The organism is Methylobacterium sp. XJLW, assembly GCF_003254375.1.
Lineage (GTDB): Bacteria > Pseudomonadota > Alphaproteobacteria > Rhizobiales > Beijerinckiaceae > Methylobacterium > Methylobacterium fujisawaense.
Window position 1 is genome coordinate 1,592,520 of record NZ_CP016429.1, and the last position, 14,088, is coordinate 1,606,607.

Annotated in this window: 16 protein-coding genes; 9 read left to right on the forward strand and 7 right to left on the reverse strand. The window is 71.0% G+C overall.

Going from position 1 to position 14,088, the window contains the following annotated elements; all coding sequences use genetic code 11:
* Positions 1–243 precede the first annotated feature (243 nt).
* The 6 genes from A3862_RS07325 to A3862_RS07350 all read left to right on the forward strand — a co-directional run bounded on the left by A3862_RS07325 (position 244) and on the right by A3862_RS07350 (position 4,317).
* Entirely contained in the window at positions 244–960 is a 717-nt protein-coding gene (locus A3862_RS07325; protein WP_012321860.1) for a PhoH family protein, read from the forward strand.
* A gap of 133 nt (positions 961–1,093) precedes the next feature.
* Positions 1,094–1,342, forward strand: a complete 249-nt coding sequence (locus A3862_RS07330; protein WP_043760094.1) for a hypothetical protein — start codon at positions 1,094–1,096, stop codon at positions 1,340–1,342.
* 148 nt (positions 1,343–1,490) lie between these two features.
* Positions 1,491–1,775, forward strand: coding sequence for an accessory factor UbiK family protein (locus A3862_RS07335; protein WP_043346993.1), 285 nt, complete (start codon positions 1,491–1,493; stop codon positions 1,773–1,775).
* Positions 1,776–2,065: 290 nt separating this feature from the next.
* Positions 2,066–2,575 carry a YbjN domain-containing protein gene (locus tag A3862_RS07340; protein ID WP_043346992.1) on the forward strand — a complete coding sequence of 170 codons (510 nt, stop codon included), beginning with the start codon at positions 2,066–2,068 and terminating at the stop codon, positions 2,573–2,575.
* Between the two features lie 8 nt (positions 2,576–2,583).
* Complete coding sequence (proC, locus tag A3862_RS07345) at positions 2,584–3,393, forward strand: pyrroline-5-carboxylate reductase (protein WP_043761656.1); 810 nt, start codon at positions 2,584–2,586, stop codon at positions 3,391–3,393.
* A gap of 102 nt (positions 3,394–3,495) precedes the next feature.
* Entirely contained in the window at positions 3,496–4,317 is an 822-nt protein-coding gene (locus tag A3862_RS07350) for a hypothetical protein (RefSeq protein WP_043388951.1), read from the forward strand.
* 13 nt (positions 4,318–4,330) lie between these two features.
* On the opposite strand, the gene A3862_RS07355 is transcribed toward A3862_RS07350, so the two are convergent.
* Together A3862_RS07355 and A3862_RS07360 are read right to left on the reverse strand one after the other, a co-directional pair.
* Positions 4,331–6,277, reverse strand: coding sequence for a methyl-accepting chemotaxis protein (locus tag A3862_RS07355; RefSeq protein WP_100794125.1), 1,947 nt, complete (start codon positions 6,275–6,277; stop codon positions 4,331–4,333).
* Between the two features lie 540 nt (positions 6,278–6,817).
* Positions 6,818–7,252, reverse strand: a complete 435-nt coding sequence (locus A3862_RS07360; RefSeq protein WP_043346983.1) for a histidine kinase — start codon at positions 7,250–7,252, stop codon at positions 6,818–6,820.
* 228 nt (positions 7,253–7,480) lie between these two features.
* Here A3862_RS07360 and argJ point away from each other — a divergent pair, with 228 nt between their 5' ends.
* Genes argJ through A3862_RS07375 form a run of 3 tightly spaced genes read left to right on the forward strand, consistent with a single transcriptional unit; the run spans position 7,481 to position 9,869 of the window.
* Entirely contained in the window at positions 7,481–8,731 is a 1,251-nt protein-coding gene (gene argJ, locus A3862_RS07365) for a bifunctional glutamate N-acetyltransferase/amino-acid acetyltransferase ArgJ (RefSeq protein ID WP_043346982.1), read from the forward strand.
* On the forward strand, positions 8,728–9,444 hold the full coding sequence (locus A3862_RS07370; RefSeq protein WP_043346980.1) for an SIMPL domain-containing protein: 717 nt from the start codon (positions 8,728–8,730) through the stop codon (positions 9,442–9,444). The genes argJ and A3862_RS07370 overlap by 4 nt, the downstream gene beginning before the upstream one ends.
* Positions 9,441–9,869, forward strand: a complete 429-nt coding sequence (locus tag A3862_RS07375) for a (deoxy)nucleoside triphosphate pyrophosphohydrolase (RefSeq protein WP_043760090.1) — start codon at positions 9,441–9,443, stop codon at positions 9,867–9,869. Before A3862_RS07370 ends, A3862_RS07375 begins: the two co-directional genes overlap by 4 nt.
* A gap of 171 nt (positions 9,870–10,040) precedes the next feature.
* Here the strand turns inward: A3862_RS07375 and A3862_RS07380 are convergent, their stop codons facing one another.
* The 5 genes from A3862_RS07380 to A3862_RS07400 form a co-directional block, all read right to left on the reverse strand.
* Complete coding sequence (locus A3862_RS07380) at positions 10,041–11,018, reverse strand: Gfo/Idh/MocA family protein (RefSeq protein ID WP_043760089.1); 978 nt, start codon at positions 11,016–11,018, stop codon at positions 10,041–10,043.
* Between the two features lie 100 nt (positions 11,019–11,118).
* On the reverse strand, positions 11,119–11,940 hold the full coding sequence (locus tag A3862_RS07385; RefSeq protein WP_043346975.1) for an alpha/beta fold hydrolase: 822 nt from the start codon (positions 11,938–11,940) through the stop codon (positions 11,119–11,121).
* A 37-nt stretch (positions 11,941–11,977) separates the two neighbouring features.
* Positions 11,978–12,388, reverse strand: a complete 411-nt coding sequence (locus A3862_RS07390) for a DoxX family protein (RefSeq protein ID WP_043388964.1) — start codon at positions 12,386–12,388, stop codon at positions 11,978–11,980.
* A 34-nt stretch (positions 12,389–12,422) separates the two neighbouring features.
* Positions 12,423–13,055: an alpha/beta hydrolase gene (locus A3862_RS07395; RefSeq protein WP_043760087.1), complete on the reverse strand. Its 633-nt coding sequence runs from the start codon at positions 13,053–13,055 to the stop codon at positions 12,423–12,425.
* A 71-nt stretch (positions 13,056–13,126) separates the two neighbouring features.
* Positions 13,127–14,050: a ring-cleaving dioxygenase gene (locus A3862_RS07400; RefSeq protein WP_043760085.1), complete on the reverse strand. Its 924-nt coding sequence runs from the start codon at positions 14,048–14,050 to the stop codon at positions 13,127–13,129.
* Positions 14,051–14,088 lie beyond the last annotated feature (38 nt).

Genomic DNA, 14,088 nt, shown 5'->3' on the forward strand with positions numbered 1-14,088 from the left:
TCACCCCTTGGTCACACCCGGCGCGCATTCGTCGGATGCGAATCGCACTGGTGCGCCAGTTGCATCGTGTATTCGGCCGCGCACGGATCGTCGTGACGCTCTCCACAGGCGGACGAGCGCGGGGCGGAACCTTCGGCCTGGGGCCGGTATTAAGTTTCGCAAACGAATAGAACCGGGAGCACGCAGGTAAACGGCAGTTCAGATACAGATCCAGGTTGGCTAGTCCCGTTGGAGTGTACATCCATGAAGAGACGCCGCGCACGACTTGAACTGGTTGAAGACCGCACGTCCCGCATTCACCGCACACGCTTCGACGAAGAACGCAACCTCGCCCCCATCCAGCCGCTCACCGAACGCCAAGCCGAGTATCTCGACGCCCTCGCCCGCTCCCCGCAGGTCATCGTCCTGGGGCCGGCCGGCACCGGAAAGACCTTCATCGCCGGCACCCGCGCGGCGGACCAGCTCCGCCAGCGCCGGATCGCCAAAGTCGTCATCACCCGCCCGAACGTGCCCTCGGGCCGGTCCCTCGGCTACTTCCCCGGCACGCTGGAAGAGAAGATCGCCCCCTGGGTCGCCCCGCTGACCGAGGCCATGAAGGAGCGCATGGGCGCCGCCGCCTTCGAGATCGCACTCAAGACCGGCGACATCGAGATCGTCCCCTTCGAGGTGATGCGCGGGCGGACTTTCAAGAACTGCCTCGTGATCCTCGACGAGGCCCAGAACACCACCATCAACGAGATCAAGATGTTTCTGACCCGGATCGGCGACGATTGTCAGGTCATCATCAACGGCGATGTGTCGCAGACCGACCTGCGCGAGACCTCCGGCCTGCGCACCGTCATGCACATGGTCAAGAGCCGGATGATGCCGATCCCGGTGGTGGAGTTCACCCGCAACGACATCGTGCGCTCGGGAATCTGTGCCGAATGGGTGAAGGCCTTCGAGGAAACGAATCTCTGACTTGGCAGTTGATGGCGGCGGGTCCTCGCAGACCCGCCGTGCCGCCCCGCGGCACGAGACGACTCTCCGCACCTCCCGTCCGGGAGGAGGAACCGGGCACCCGACCCGGCCACCAGAAAATTGGAGTCTCCTCGTGAGGAAACTGACCTTCGCCTTTGCCGTGCTGGCCTCCCTGGGCGGCGCCGCCCTCGTCCAGCCGGCCTCGGCGGCTCCGGCGATGCCCGGCGCCGTCACGGCGCCCGACGCCGTGACCCATGTCCGCATGACCCCGATGGAGCACCGCATGATGCACCGCCGGATGCATCACCGCATGATGCACCGCCGGATGGAGCGCCGCATGATGCATCACCGCATGCATCGCCGCATGATGCGCCACATGTGATCAGCCGGCGAAGCGGGGGCCTCGCGCCTCCGCCTCGCCGTCCCGGACCGACCGGGCGTTGCTCCCCATCGCGAAGATTCCTATCTCGTCCTCTCGAATCGCGCCGTCAGGCGGCCGCCGCGGCAGCCGGCCGATCCGGGAGACCTCGATGCCCCCCTCCAATCGACTGTTCGACGACCTCGCCCGCCTGATGACCGACGCGGCCGGCGCCGCGCAGGGCGTCCGCCGCGAGGCGGAGACCGTGGCCCGGGCGCAGCTCGAACGCGTCATCCGCGACCTCGACATCGCCTCGCGCGAGGAGCTCGACGTGCTCCGCGACCTCGTGACTCAGCTGCAGGCGCAGAACGAGGCCCTGTCGGCCCGTATTGCGGCCCTGGAGGCGAAATCCGGTGCCGCCGGAGCGGGCGCCGCGGGCCTGAGCGAGGCCGTCTGAGTCTCCGCGGCAACGCCCCCGGCTTTTACACAGGAAGCCGCGGCGACGATCCGGTTTCCTGTTCACCGATTGTGACCTGCACTTTGTGTCGCGAGTCACGGCCGGTCTATAGTCGGGCATAGGGTGATTCGGGGGCTGCAGGGCGATGTCCGCAGAGCTTCGACAGTCGATCGCATCACCACCGGCCTAGATCTGCCGATCGTTCCAGTTCTCGGAGTGTTCTCACGCTCCGGTTTCGCGTCACCGTCACGTCGGGCCGGATCTCGTCCGGGCCGTCCTTTTGGATCGTCATGCCGCTTCTCAACGTCGACTTCCACGACCCGGACCGGAACGAGCATCCGCTCGACGTCGTCGAGCGGCTGGCCTCCCTGCGCGATTGGATCTTCGACCGGGCCGAGACCGACGAGATGTCGGTCACGAGCCCCGGCCGGTGGACCGACTACAACGTGGCCTTCACCTGGATCGAGGATGTCGAGGCGCTTCACGTCGCCTGCGCCTTCGACCTCAAGGTGCAGGAGCGGCAGCGCACCGAGGTGATGCGCCTGATCGCGATGATCAATGAACAACTGTGGGTCGGCCATTTCGACCTTTGGACCACCGACAACGTCGTGATGTTCCGGCACGCCCTGCTGCTGACGGGGGGCGCGGTGCCGACCCACCCGCAATGCGCCACCATGATGAAGACCGCGGTGGACGCCTGCGAACGCTACTTCCAGGCGTTCCAGTTCGTGCTCTGGGCCGGCAAGAGCGCCCGCGAAGCGCTGGACGCTGTCCTGTTCGAGACCGAAGGCGAGGCGTGACCGGCCCGATGCCGATGCCCGCCTCGCTGGTCCTGGCCGGGGCCGGCAAGATGGGCGGCGCGATGCTGGCGGGCTGGCTGGATGCTGGCCTCGACCCGCGCCGGACAACGATCATCGACCCCGTGCCGTCCGGCGCGATCGTGGACCTCTGCATCGAACGGGGCATCGCCCTGAACCCCCCGGCCCCCGAGCCCGGCGCCGTTCTGGTCCTCGGCATCAAGCCGCAGGGTCTGGAGACGGCCGCCCCGGGGCTCGACCGGCTGATCGGCCGCGACACGCTCCTCGTCTCGATCCTGGCGGGCAAGACCATCGCGGATCTCCGCGCCCGCCTGCCGCGGGCGCGGGCCGTCGTCCGGGCCATGCCGAACCTGCCGGCGAGCATCGGCCGGGGCGCCACCGGCGCCTGCGCGAATCCCGAGGTGACGCCCGCGCAGCGCGCGGCCGCCGAGGCGCTGTTCGCGGCGAACGGCACGGTGGCGTGGCTCACCGACGAGGCGCAGATCGACGCCGTGACGGCGGTCTCGGGCTCCGGGCCGGCCTACGTGTTCCTGCTCGCCGAGACCCTGGCGGATGCCGGCATCGCGGCCGGCCTGGATCCCGACGTGGCCCGCAACCTCGCCCGGGCGACGGTGGCGGGGGCCGGTGCGCTCCTCGACGCAGACCCGGCCGAGGCGGCGGACTTGCGCCGCAACGTCACCTCCCCCGGCGGCACCACGGCGGCGGCCCTCGACGTGCTGATGCGGCCGGACGGCCTCGGCGCGCTGATGCGGGAGGCCGTGGCGGCGGCCCGCAGACGGGCGGAGGACCTCGCCGGCTGACACGGTGCGGCGTCCGTGCGGCATGGCCGCGCGACGGCCCTGCCCTTCGCCGCCGGCTCGCCTACATGAGGCGTCACGACCGACAGACCGGGCGACCGATCCATGACCGACAGCAGAGCCACTTCCAAGCGTCCCCGCAAGGGCGCGACGTCCCCCAAGGCGAGCAGCGCCCCCGAGAGCGCCGCCCCCGCGGCTTCCGTTCAGGATGGCGCGGCGCGGAGCGCCGGTGCGGCGCCGGAGGATAGCGCGCCGAAGCTGCCGCCCCGGGAGGCCGCCGTCGAGGCTCTGATGCGGCTCGCCGCCGAGCAGCCCTGGAACGACATCGAGGTGAGCGACATCGCCCGGGAGGCGGGTCTGACGCTCGCCGAACTGCGCGACCTGTTCCCGTCGAAGGGCGCCGTGCTCGGCGGCCTGACCCGCATCATCGACCGCAAGGTCCTGGAGGGCGATCTCGCCGGCCTCGAGGAGGAGCCCACCCGCGAGCGGCTGTTCGACGTTCTGATGCGCCGCATCGATGCGATGGAGCCCTACAAGCCCGCCCTGCGCCGGATCGCCTACGCGCTGCGCGGCGAGCCGCTGTCGATGCTGGCGCTGAACGGCGTGATGCTGAACTCGCACCGTTACATGCTGGCGGCGGCCGGGATCGACACCGAAGGCCCCCTCGGACAGCTCAAGCTGCAGGGCGTGGTCATCGCTTTCGCCCGCGTGACCCAGGTCTGGCTCGACGACGACGACCCGGCCCTGGCCCGGACGATGGCGAAGCTCGACAAGGAAATCCGCAACGGCGAGCGCGTCATGGAACGCGCCGAGGATGTCCGTCGGTTGACGGCGCCGCTGCGCGCCCTCGGCCGCTCCTTCCTCGATCGACGCCCCCGCGAGCGGCGGACGCGCGACGGCGACGAGACGGACACCGCCGCCATCTAGGCCGCCCTGGCCTTCACGCCGCCTGAATGTCGTCGAGGAAGCTGTCGACCTCGCGCTTGACCGTCAATGACTGGGTGGCAAGCTCGGACGCAGCGCTCTGGACCTGCGCGGCTGCGCTGCCGGTCTCGCGGGCGGCGGCCAGCACGCGCGTGACATTGGCCGACACATTCTCCGTGCCCCGCGCCGCTTCACCGGCATTGCGCGAGATCTCGCTCGTGGCGGCCGTCTGCTGCACCACCGTCGCGGCGATGGCGCCGCTGATCTCGTTCACGGCGGCGATGGTGCGGCCGATCTGGGCCATCGCCTCCGCGGCCTGCCCCGAGGCCGCCTGGATCGCGGCGATCTGGCCGCCGATCTCCTCGGTGGCCCGCGCCGTCTGCGAAGCGAGCTCCTTCACTTCGGAAGCCACAACGGCGAAGCCGCGCCCCGCCTCGCCGGCCCGCGCCGCCTCGATGGTGGCGTTGAGGGCCAGCAGGTTGGTCTGGTTCGCGATGCCGGAGATCATGATCACGGCGGCGCCGATCTGCTCGGCGGCGGCGCGCAGGCTCGCCATGGCGGCGTTGGTCGCCTCGGCCTCGTGGGCGGCGTGACCGGCCACCTCGTTGGAGCGCACGACCTGCCGCTCGATCTCCTGAAGCGAGGAGACCATCTCCTCGGCGGCCGCCGCGACGGTCTGGACATTGGCCGAGGTCTGCGCGGCGGCCGAGCTCGATGTCACCGCCTGACTGTTGGTGTTGTCGGCCACCCGGGTCATCGCCTGCGCGGTCGCGTCGAGTTCGCTGGTCGCCGCCGTGACGATGGCGAGCGAGGCGGCGATCTTCGCCTGGAAGGCTTGGACGCGCTGCTCGACCCGCTCGGCCCGGCGCAGGCGAGCCTCCCGTTCGGCGGCCTGCGCCGCCTCGAGTTCCGCTCGGGCGACCGCGTTCTGCCGGAAGATGTCGACGGCCTTGGCCATCGCGCCCATCTCGTCGGCCGCGTCGCGGTACGGCACCACGACCTGAAGGTCGCCGCCGGCCAGCCGCGTCATCGCCTCCGTCATGCCGGCGATCGGCCGGATGATGCTGCGGGCCAGCATGAAGGCCAGGACGCCCCCGAGGAGCAGGGCCGCGCCGACGAGGCCGATCAGGATGTAGCGGGCCCGTGACGCGGCCGACGCGGTCTCCCGGGAAATCCTCTCGCCGGCGGCCACGATCCGGTCGCGCAGCGCGATGCCGAGCCGTTCGATCGCGTCGGTGTGGGGCTTGATCCCGGTTTCGAACGTCGCCTTTGCCGAAGCCACCGCCTGATCGTACGCACGGAAGCCGGTCGCGGCGGCGACCAGCGCGTCGCGAACGGCCCTGACCTGCTGCGCGAAGACCGCGCCGCCCTGCGTGTCCTTGAACGCATCCAGGGCCGCCAGAGCCTGCTCGACCCGCTGCTCGAAGGTGCTGCGGTCCTGCGGATCCAGGCCGATCACGAAGCGGGCCGATGCGATGCGGGACCGCAGGACGGCATTCTCGATGTGCTCGATCCGCGCCAGCATTGCCTCGCCGCCTCGGGCGCGCACGTCCGCGAGCAGGTTTCCGAGAAGAACGGTGAGTGTATTGCCGGTCTCGTAGAGTTTCGCCCTGGCTTCACGCAGGGTCGCGCCCGAGGCCGCGAGGCGCTCCAGCTCCGGCTTCATCGCGCGGGCGGCCTCCCGCACGTCGTCGTACAGCTTCCGCCCGCCGTCGGTCATGGCCAGCGAGAAGTACTTGTCGCAGGTCTGCTCGATCGCCCGCCGGGCCTGCTCCATCGCGACGATCAGATCGGGATCCGGCTGGATCCGGTACCGTTCGGCGGTTCCGATGAGGCGTGCGGCGTGACCGTCGATCATCAGGACCGATTGCGCACCCCGCTCCACCCGCTCCCGGAGCGCGTGGTCTTCGCTGATCACTCCTTGCTGGTAGATCGCGAATGCACCGATGATACCCGTGATCATGACGAGCATCGCAAATCCCGCGTAGAGGCGAGAGCGTATCCCAGTTCTCACAGGCGCATCTTCCACAGAACAGGCCAAGTTCTCGGCCGAACGATAGACGCCTCAATCATGACAACATCGTGTCACGCGATCAATTTCAACTTGTACTATAGATATTTGGCGGCAATGTCTCGAGATATATTTGATATTCAGGCCAGGCAAGCCAGCCGCAGACGCAGGGCGGCACGCGCAAACGGCAATCGGGGCGTTCTCGTCGCGATGGACCAGTTCTGACAACGCGTCCTGGGCCGACCGAAAGATTCGCCTTGCGCGTGTCCGCTGCTGAGCCGCGCTAAAACTGCGCGCCGATCCCTCTTTCACCGGATCACGCGGCCGCTGCATTTGGATTGCCGTGCGGCCCGGCCTGCGTTGCTGACATCGAGCGGGCCGTCCCGCTTGCAACAGTCCCGAACCGGCACGGAGGCGCGGCGACGTCGTGAGTCGCGTCGGCCGCGATTCGCTCGACGCCTCGCGAGGCCCCTCAGGCCGTCGCGCCGGACCTCAGGCCGCGCGGTTCGCCAGCGCCTCGCGCATCATCGTGGCGACCATGCCGTTCTGAAGCTGGTCGCGCGGGACGCGCAGCGCGTCGGGCACGCGGGCCGACGCCTCCGGCTCCATCGCGTCCACCGGGTCGCTGGCGAGGATGATGCGCAGGGCCGGGCGCAGGGCCCGCGCCTCGACGGCGAGCTGCGCGCAGCACAATCCCCCCTGGAGCGCGGTATCCACCACGATCACATCCACGGGGAGGCCGAGGGCCAGCACCGTCATGGCATCGACGCCGCGATCGCAGGCGGTGACCTGATAACCCAGCATCCGGACTTGCGCGGAGACCTCGTCGCGCCAGCGCTTGTGGCAGCCGACCACCAGAACCTGGATTCGATAGCAGCTCCCCTGGGGAAGGCTGCCCGAGGCAGTCTCGACGTCGGCTGGGGGCATTCCGCACTCGACCTCGCGCTGACTTTGCGATGCAGCATGCTAGGCTGGGATGCAATCCACACGCAAGCCCGACGCCGTGATACCGCCGTATTCGGCGCCGTCGGTGCACAAAACCGAAGCAGCTCGAAGCGTGGCCATAGGCTGAGCACACGGTTGACGCCGCAGGGGTCGCGCGGGCAACACCGGGCCGCCGCGGAACCTGAGCCGCGCGTGCCGGAGCCTGAGCCGATGTCATCCGCGAAAGCCCCTCCCGTCTCCCCGCTGGCGCCCACCGCGATGCCCGAGCTGCCCCCCCTGCCGGGCGTGCGCATCGCCACCGCTCAGGCGGGGATCCGCTACAGCGGCCGAACCGACGTGCTCTACGTCGCGCTGGAATCCGGCACCCGGGCCGCGGGGGTGTTCACCCGGTCGAAATGTCCCTCGGCGCCGGTGGATTGGTGTCGCGACGCCCTGGCCGACGGATCCGCGCGGGCGCTGGTGGTCAATTCGGGCAACGCCAACGCCTTCACGGGCCGGCTCGGACGCGACGCGGTGGCGCGCACCGTCGAGATCGCCGCGCAGGCGGCGGGCTGCCGCACGGGGGAGGTGTACGTGGCGTCGACCGGCGTGATCGGCGAGCCGCTTCCGGCGGAGCGGTTCGAGGGCGTGCTCGCGGAGTGCGCGGCCCGGGCCGAGGATGGACCGGCCGCCTGGAATGCGGCGGCCCGCGCGATCATGACCACCGACACGTTCCCGAAGCTCGCCACCCGCACGGCCGAGATCGCCGGCGTGCCCGTGACCATCAACGGGATCGCCAAGGGCGCCGGCATGATCGCCCCCGACATGGCGACGATGCTGTCCTTCGTCTTCACCGACGCGGCCCTGCCGCAGGACGTGCTGCAGGCGCTCCTCTCGGCGGGCACGAAGACGAGCTTCAACTGCGTGACGGTGGACGGCGACACGTCCACCTCCGACACGCTGATGCTGTTCGCCACCGCCAGGGCCGGCCATCCGGCGATCACGGATCCCGCCGACCCGCGTCTTGCCGGCTTCCGGGAGGCGCTCGACGGCCTGCTGATCGAGCTGGCCCAGCTCGTCGCCAAGGATGGTGAGGGCGCGCGCAAGTTCGTCACCGTGCGGGTCACCGGCGCCGAGAGCGACGCCTCCGCGCACCGCATCGCGATGTCGATCGCCAACTCGCCGCTGGTGAAGACCGCGGTGGCCGGCGAGGATGCCAATTGGGGCCGCGTCGTGATGGCCGTGGGCAAGGCCGGCGAGCCCGCCGACCGCGACCGGCTCGCGATCTGGTTCGGCGACGTCCGGGTGGCCGTCCAGGGCGCTCGCGACCCCGATTACAGCGAAGCGGCTGCCAGCGCCGTGATGCGCGAACCGGAGATCGAGATCCGGGTCGATCTCGGCCTGGGCGACGGCAATGCCCGCGTCTGGACCTGCGACCTGACCAAGGCCTATGTCGAGATCAACGGGGATTACCGCTCGTGAGGGCCATCCTGTCCGGCGCCCTGCTGGTCACGGTCCTGGCGGCCCCGGTTCAGGCCGACGACGCGGCGTGCAAGCGGCATATCAGCGTCGTCGGACGCGCGGCGGAGACGCGGGCACCGGACTTCGCCGAGGTGACCGTCGGCATTGAGGCGCGCGCCGCGACCGCGGCAGCCGCCCTCGACGCGGCCTCGAAGGCGGTGTCCGGCGTCTCGGCGCAGGCCCGTGCCCTCGGGGTCCCGCCGGCCGATATCGGGACGGCCGCCGTCACCCTGCAGACGGCGACCCGCACCGTCGCCCGGCCCGGAGGCGCCGTGACCGAGGAGCCCGACGGCTACCGCGCCAGCAACCTCGTCACGGTCCGCCTCGCCGATATGGACCGCCTCGGCGACCTTCTCCGGCAAGCACTGGACTCCGGGGCGAACCGCATCGACGGCGTGAGCTTCGGACTGCGCGACCCGGACAAGAGCGAAGCAGCCCTTCAGGTCGCGGCGACCCGGGACGCCCGGAGCCGGGCCGAGGCACTCGCCGAGGCGGTCGGGGCCAAGCTCGGCGCGCTCTGCACGCTGACCACCACGGTCGGGACACCGTACCGCCCGGCGCTGGAGATGGCCCGCGCGGCACCGATGGCCGCCAAAGGGCGACGGGTGCCGATCGAGGCGGGCACGATACAGATGTCTTCCGAGGTCTCGGCCGCTTTCGCGGTGGCGCAATGAGCGGGCTCGAAGGCGGCGCGCTGCGCCTGCTCCTGGTGGTCGCCGTGGCCCTCGTCGACGTCGACGGCCGGGTGCTGGTGAGCGAGCGTCCGGCGGGCAAGCAGCTCGCCGGCCTGTGGGAGTTCCCCGGCGGCAAGGTCGAGCCCGGCGAGCGCCCCGAGCAGACCCTGATCCGGGAGCTCGCCGAGGAACTCGGCATCCGGGTCGAGGAGCCCTGCCTCGCGCCGCTGACCTTTGCCAGCCATGCCTATTCGGACTTCCACCTTTTGATGCCGCTCTACGTCTGCCGGCGCTGGACCGGCACGCCGCGCCCGATGGAGGGACAGGCGCTCAAATGGGTCCGGCCGAAGGCGCTGCGCGATCTCGCCATGCCGCCCGCCGACGCGCCGCTGATCCCGTTCCTGGTCGACCTGCTGGGAAGCTGAACGCCTCACGGTCCGGGTCGCTCGGTCCCGGTCCGCTCCGTCATCGCGAGCGCAGCGATCCAGGGTAGCGAGAGGCCAACCCGCGTCCCGCGGCCTGAATGGCCGCCCTCCGCTCGAAGACGGCGGAGCCTCGGCGGGTTCGTTCTTCGGGCGCGGGCCCGCGCCCGGCCCTCACAAGGCCAGGATACCCTCTACGACCTCCTGCACGGCGAGCGCCTCCGCGAAGGTGGCGAGGGGGTGGGGTTCGCCGCGGGCCATCCGGACGACGCCCTCAAGCTGTCGCCGGAGGGTGATCGGCCGCAGCCGCTCGTTGGGGATCGCGTCCGGCTCCGGCTCGAAGCGCCCGTCGGCGCCCCGACGCTCGGCGATAGCCCAGTCGCGCAGCCGGACGGCGCCCGCATCGCCCTCCAGCGTCCACGTGTTGTGGTCGTCGGCCTCGACGCCCCCGACCCGGCCGGTCAGGGTGACGGGAATCCCACCCGCGGTGAGCGTCACGTCGATCGCGCGCTCGGACCGGCCCGGCTCCGGGAACGCGATCCGTCCGGCGAGACCCTGGAGCGGGCCGAGCTGGCGGCGGGCCAGGAACAGGAAATGCGAGACCACCTCGCGGGTGAAGCCGCCCTCCGCCCGGGCGTCGAGCCAGTGCGCGGCGTCGGCCTGCCAGGGGCGCGGCCAGCGAGCGAATTCCACCGCGATGGTGAGCGCCCGGGGCGTGCCGACCGCGCCCGCTTCGATCCAGCGCTCGATCGTCGCCACGCCCGGCGACGAGGCGAACGGGAAATTGACCGCGCCGGCACCCGTGGTGTCCGCCACGAAGGCGCGGGCATCGGCCAGATCGATGGCGAGCGGCTTCTCGCAGAAGACGCTCCGGCCGGCGGCCAGGGCGGCACGGGCATAGCCGAGATGCGAGGCGGGCGGCGAGGCGACGTAGACGCAGTCGCTGGCCGCCACGACCGCGGCGGCGTCGGCCACGCGCGGCACCGCCGGGAAGGCCGCGCCGATCCGGGCCAGGGCCTCCGGAGCCGGATCCCAGATCGCCGCGACCCGCACGGGCGAATCCGCCGCCCCGTGGATCGCGCCGAGCAGGCGCTCGCCCATGATGCCCGCGCCGATGATCCCGAGGGCGAGGGGTGCGTCGGAGGTCGGCATGCGAGGATCCACGCGGAGGTTCGGGTCTGACGGACCGCGGCGTGCGGCCCGTCGCAGGCTTTAGGAGCCCGGACCCGCGCGGGAAAGGCCGCCGGTCTCCTCAACCTTGGATGAAGGCGAGCAGGTCTGCGCTGAGCCGGTCCTTGTGGGTGGCGGCCAGCCCGTGCGGGGCGCCCGGATACTCCTTCAGCACGGCGTTCGGCACGAGCTTGACGGCGGCGCGCGCCGCGGCGTCGATCGGCACGATCTGGTCGTCGTCGCCGTGCACGAACAGGGTCGGCACGTCGATGCGCTTCAGGTCCGCGGTGAAGTCGGTCTCCGAGAAGGCCGCCACGCAGGCGTGCACGTTCCGCAGGCCGGCCATCATGCCCTGCATCCAGAACGTGTCCCGCAGGCCATCGCTGACAGCGGCGCCCGGTCGGTTGGCGCCGTAGAAGGGGCCGCTCAGGTCCTTGAAGAACTGGGACCGGTCGCGGAGGACCGAGTCGCGGATGCCGTCGAACACCTCCCTGGGCTGGCCGCCCGGATTCGCGGGGGTCCGGACCATCTGGGGCGTCACGGCCCCGACCAGCACCGCCTTGGCGATGCGCGCCGTGCCGTGCCGCCCGATGGTGCGGGCGACCTCGCCGCCACCGGTGGAGTGGCCGACCAGCACCGCGTCGCGCAGGTCGAGATGGGCGATCAGCCCGGCGAGATCGTCCGCATAGGTGTCCATGTCGTTGCCGGACCAGGGCTGCTCGGAGCGACCGTGCCCCCGGCGGTCATGGGCGATGACCCGGAACCCGTGCTGCCCGAGGAACAGCATCTGGTCCTCCCAGGCGTCGCCGTTGAGCGGCCAGCCGTGGCTGAAGACCACCGGCTGCCCGGTGCCCCAATCCTTGAAGTAGATCTGCGTGCCGTCCTGCGTGGTGAAGTAGGGCATGGTGGTCTCCCGATAGTCGCAACAGTCGAAGGACGGGTCAGGCCCGGCCCTGCCGCGCGTCGAGGCTGAACGGACCGGCCCCGAAGGCCGCGACCTGGAGCAAGCCGCCGGCCATGGCGAGGTTCTTCAGGAAGTGGAACATCTGGTTCTGGTCGCCGAGGGCCGCGTGGAAGGTCACCGCGGTGGCGACCGCGAAGAGCGCGAGGATCAGGGCGACGAGCCGGGTGCGGTAGCCGGCGATGAGCAGCAGCCCGCCGACGACCTCCACGCTTGTCGCCGCCGCGTAGGCGAGAGGCGGCAGCGGCAGATGGGCGGCCTCGATGGTGGCGAGCGTCGCGGCGGGGGCGGCGAGCTTGCCGGCGCCGCTCACGAGAAAGATCGCGCTCATCAGGACCCGGCCGGCCACCGGCAGCAGGGCGGTCGCGCCGGGAGAGGAAATCGGGGACATCGTCAATCGCTCCATCCTGTCGTCAGTTGCGGAATCAGGCCGCTTCGGGGCCTGGGAGGCTGCGAAGCCATGCGAGGGCCTGACTGACATCGGCCTGCGACAGGCCGTGGCCGGCCGGCAGGATCCTATGCTCCACGCGCGCCCCGGAGGCGGAAAGCTGCTGCGCGAGGCGCCTTGCATTCTCGACGGGTACGATCGGGTCCATCGCCCCGGAGAGGATCAGGACCGGCCGGCCAGCGAGGTCCGCGGCCGGGGGCTCGGCGAACGGCACCATCGGGCGGATCAGCACGGCACCCGTCAGGGTCTCCGGCCGGAGCATCAGCAGCGAGGCGGCGATGTTGGCGCCGTTCGAGAATCCCAAAGCCAGGGGGGGCCCGAGGCCGTACCGTGCCCGGGACGCCGCCACGAAGGCGGCGAGGTCGCCGGTGCGCCGACGGAGATCCGCCTCGTCGAAGACCCCTTCGGCCAGGCGCAGGAAGAAGCGCGGCATGCCGTTCTCGCTGACGCCGCCGCGCGGCGCGAGCAGGGCGGCCTCCGGCGCGACCATGCGGCCGAGGGGGAGGAGGTCGTTTTCGTCGCCGCCGGTCCCGTGCAGGAGCAGCAGGGGACGCGCGGTGTCGGGACCGGGCTCGAAGCGGTGGATGAAGCCGGTGGTATCCTGGGTCATGATGGCCTCACGGCTGATGGGGCGCGGTCCCGCCCCGCACGGATGCGGGGCGGGCATGATGGTGTTGCGGCTCAGGCGACCTTGGGCAGGACGGCCTCGATCTCGGCCCGGTGCGGCTCCAGGCCGGCGGGGAGCTTGAGCGCCTGGCCGAGGGCCTCGATCGGCTCGTCCACCGCGAAGCCGGGCGCGTCCGTGGCGATCTCGAACAGCACGCCGCCGGGCTCGCGGAAGTAGACCGAGCGGAAGTACTGCCGGTCGCGCTGCTCAGTGACGTGCAGGCCCCGCGCCGCGAGCGCCTGCCCCATCGCAGCCTGCGCGGCGTCGTCCGCCGCCCGGAATGCGATGTGGTGGACCGAACCCGCCCCCGGCCGTCCGGGCAGGAAGCCGCCCACCGCCCGCAGGGTGACGAGCCCGCCGAGTTCGGCGCTGCCCGCGAAGCGGATCAGGCTGCCCTCGCGGCCGACCTCCTGCAGGCCGAGCACCTCCGTGAGGATCGCGGCCGTGGGCTCGGCCCTGTCGAGGAGCAGCGTCACCCCGTGGAGGCCGCGGATCGCATGCTCGGCCGGTACCTCGCTCGACGCCCAGCCCTCCGCATCGCCGACATCGACACCCACCAGGGCGAGCATCATGCCGTCCGGATCGCGTAATCGCAGGGTCGGCGCGCCGAAGACCTGAACGAGCGGCTCGTGGGCGACGCCCTTCTCGATGAAGCGATGGGTCCACCAGCCGATGGAGGCGCGGGGAACCCGGAACGCGGTCTCCTGGGTCTCGCCGATCCCGACGCGGCCCGGCGCGGCGTGCTCGATGGGGAAGAAGGTCAGGATCGTGCCCGGGCGCCCGACCGCATCGCCGTAATACAGGTGATAGGTGCCCGGATCGTCGAAGTTGACGGTCTTCTTCACCAGACGCAGCCCGAGGACGCGGGTGTGGAAGTCGAGGTTGCGGAGGGCCGGGCCGGAGAAGGCCGTGACATGATGGAGGCCGGTCTGAACCATGGCGATGTCTCCCGACAGGCCACCGCGGAGGGCGGCGT

Bases quoted from the DNA above. Each gene is read 5' to 3' on its own strand.
- A3862_RS07325 (WP_012321860.1), top strand. From the start codon at position 244: ATGAAGAGACGCCGCGCACGACTTGAACTGGTTGAAGACCGCACGTCC.
- A3862_RS07335 (WP_043346993.1), top strand. From the start codon at position 1,491: ATGCCCCCCTCCAATCGACTGTTCGACGACCTCGCCCGCCTGATGACC.
- A3862_RS07340 (WP_043346992.1), top strand. From the start codon at position 2,066: ATGCCGCTTCTCAACGTCGACTTCCACGACCCGGACCGGAACGAGCAT.
- proC (WP_043761656.1), top strand. From the start codon at position 2,584: ATGCCGATGCCCGCCTCGCTGGTCCTGGCCGGGGCCGGCAAGATGGGC.
- A3862_RS07350 (WP_043388951.1), top strand. From the start codon at position 3,496: ATGACCGACAGCAGAGCCACTTCCAAGCGTCCCCGCAAGGGCGCGACG.
- A3862_RS07355 (WP_100794125.1), bottom strand. From the start codon at position 6,277: ATGATCACGGGTATCATCGGTGCATTCGCGATCTACCAGCAAGGAGTG.
- A3862_RS07360 (WP_043346983.1), bottom strand. From the start codon at position 7,252: ATGCCCCCAGCCGACGTCGAGACTGCCTCGGGCAGCCTTCCCCAGGGG.
- argJ (WP_043346982.1), top strand. From the start codon at position 7,481: ATGTCATCCGCGAAAGCCCCTCCCGTCTCCCCGCTGGCGCCCACCGCG.
- A3862_RS07375 (WP_043760090.1), top strand. From the start codon at position 9,441: ATGAGCGGGCTCGAAGGCGGCGCGCTGCGCCTGCTCCTGGTGGTCGCC.
- A3862_RS07380 (WP_043760089.1), bottom strand. From the start codon at position 11,018: ATGCCGACCTCCGACGCACCCCTCGCCCTCGGGATCATCGGCGCGGGC.
- A3862_RS07385 (WP_043346975.1), bottom strand. From the start codon at position 11,940: ATGCCCTACTTCACCACGCAGGACGGCACGCAGATCTACTTCAAGGAT.
- A3862_RS07390 (WP_043388964.1), bottom strand. From the start codon at position 12,388: ATGTCCCCGATTTCCTCTCCCGGCGCGACCGCCCTGCTGCCGGTGGCC.
- A3862_RS07395 (WP_043760087.1), bottom strand. From the start codon at position 13,055: ATGACCCAGGATACCACCGGCTTCATCCACCGCTTCGAGCCCGGTCCC.
- A3862_RS07400 (WP_043760085.1), bottom strand. From the start codon at position 14,050: ATGGTTCAGACCGGCCTCCATCATGTCACGGCCTTCTCCGGCCCGGCC.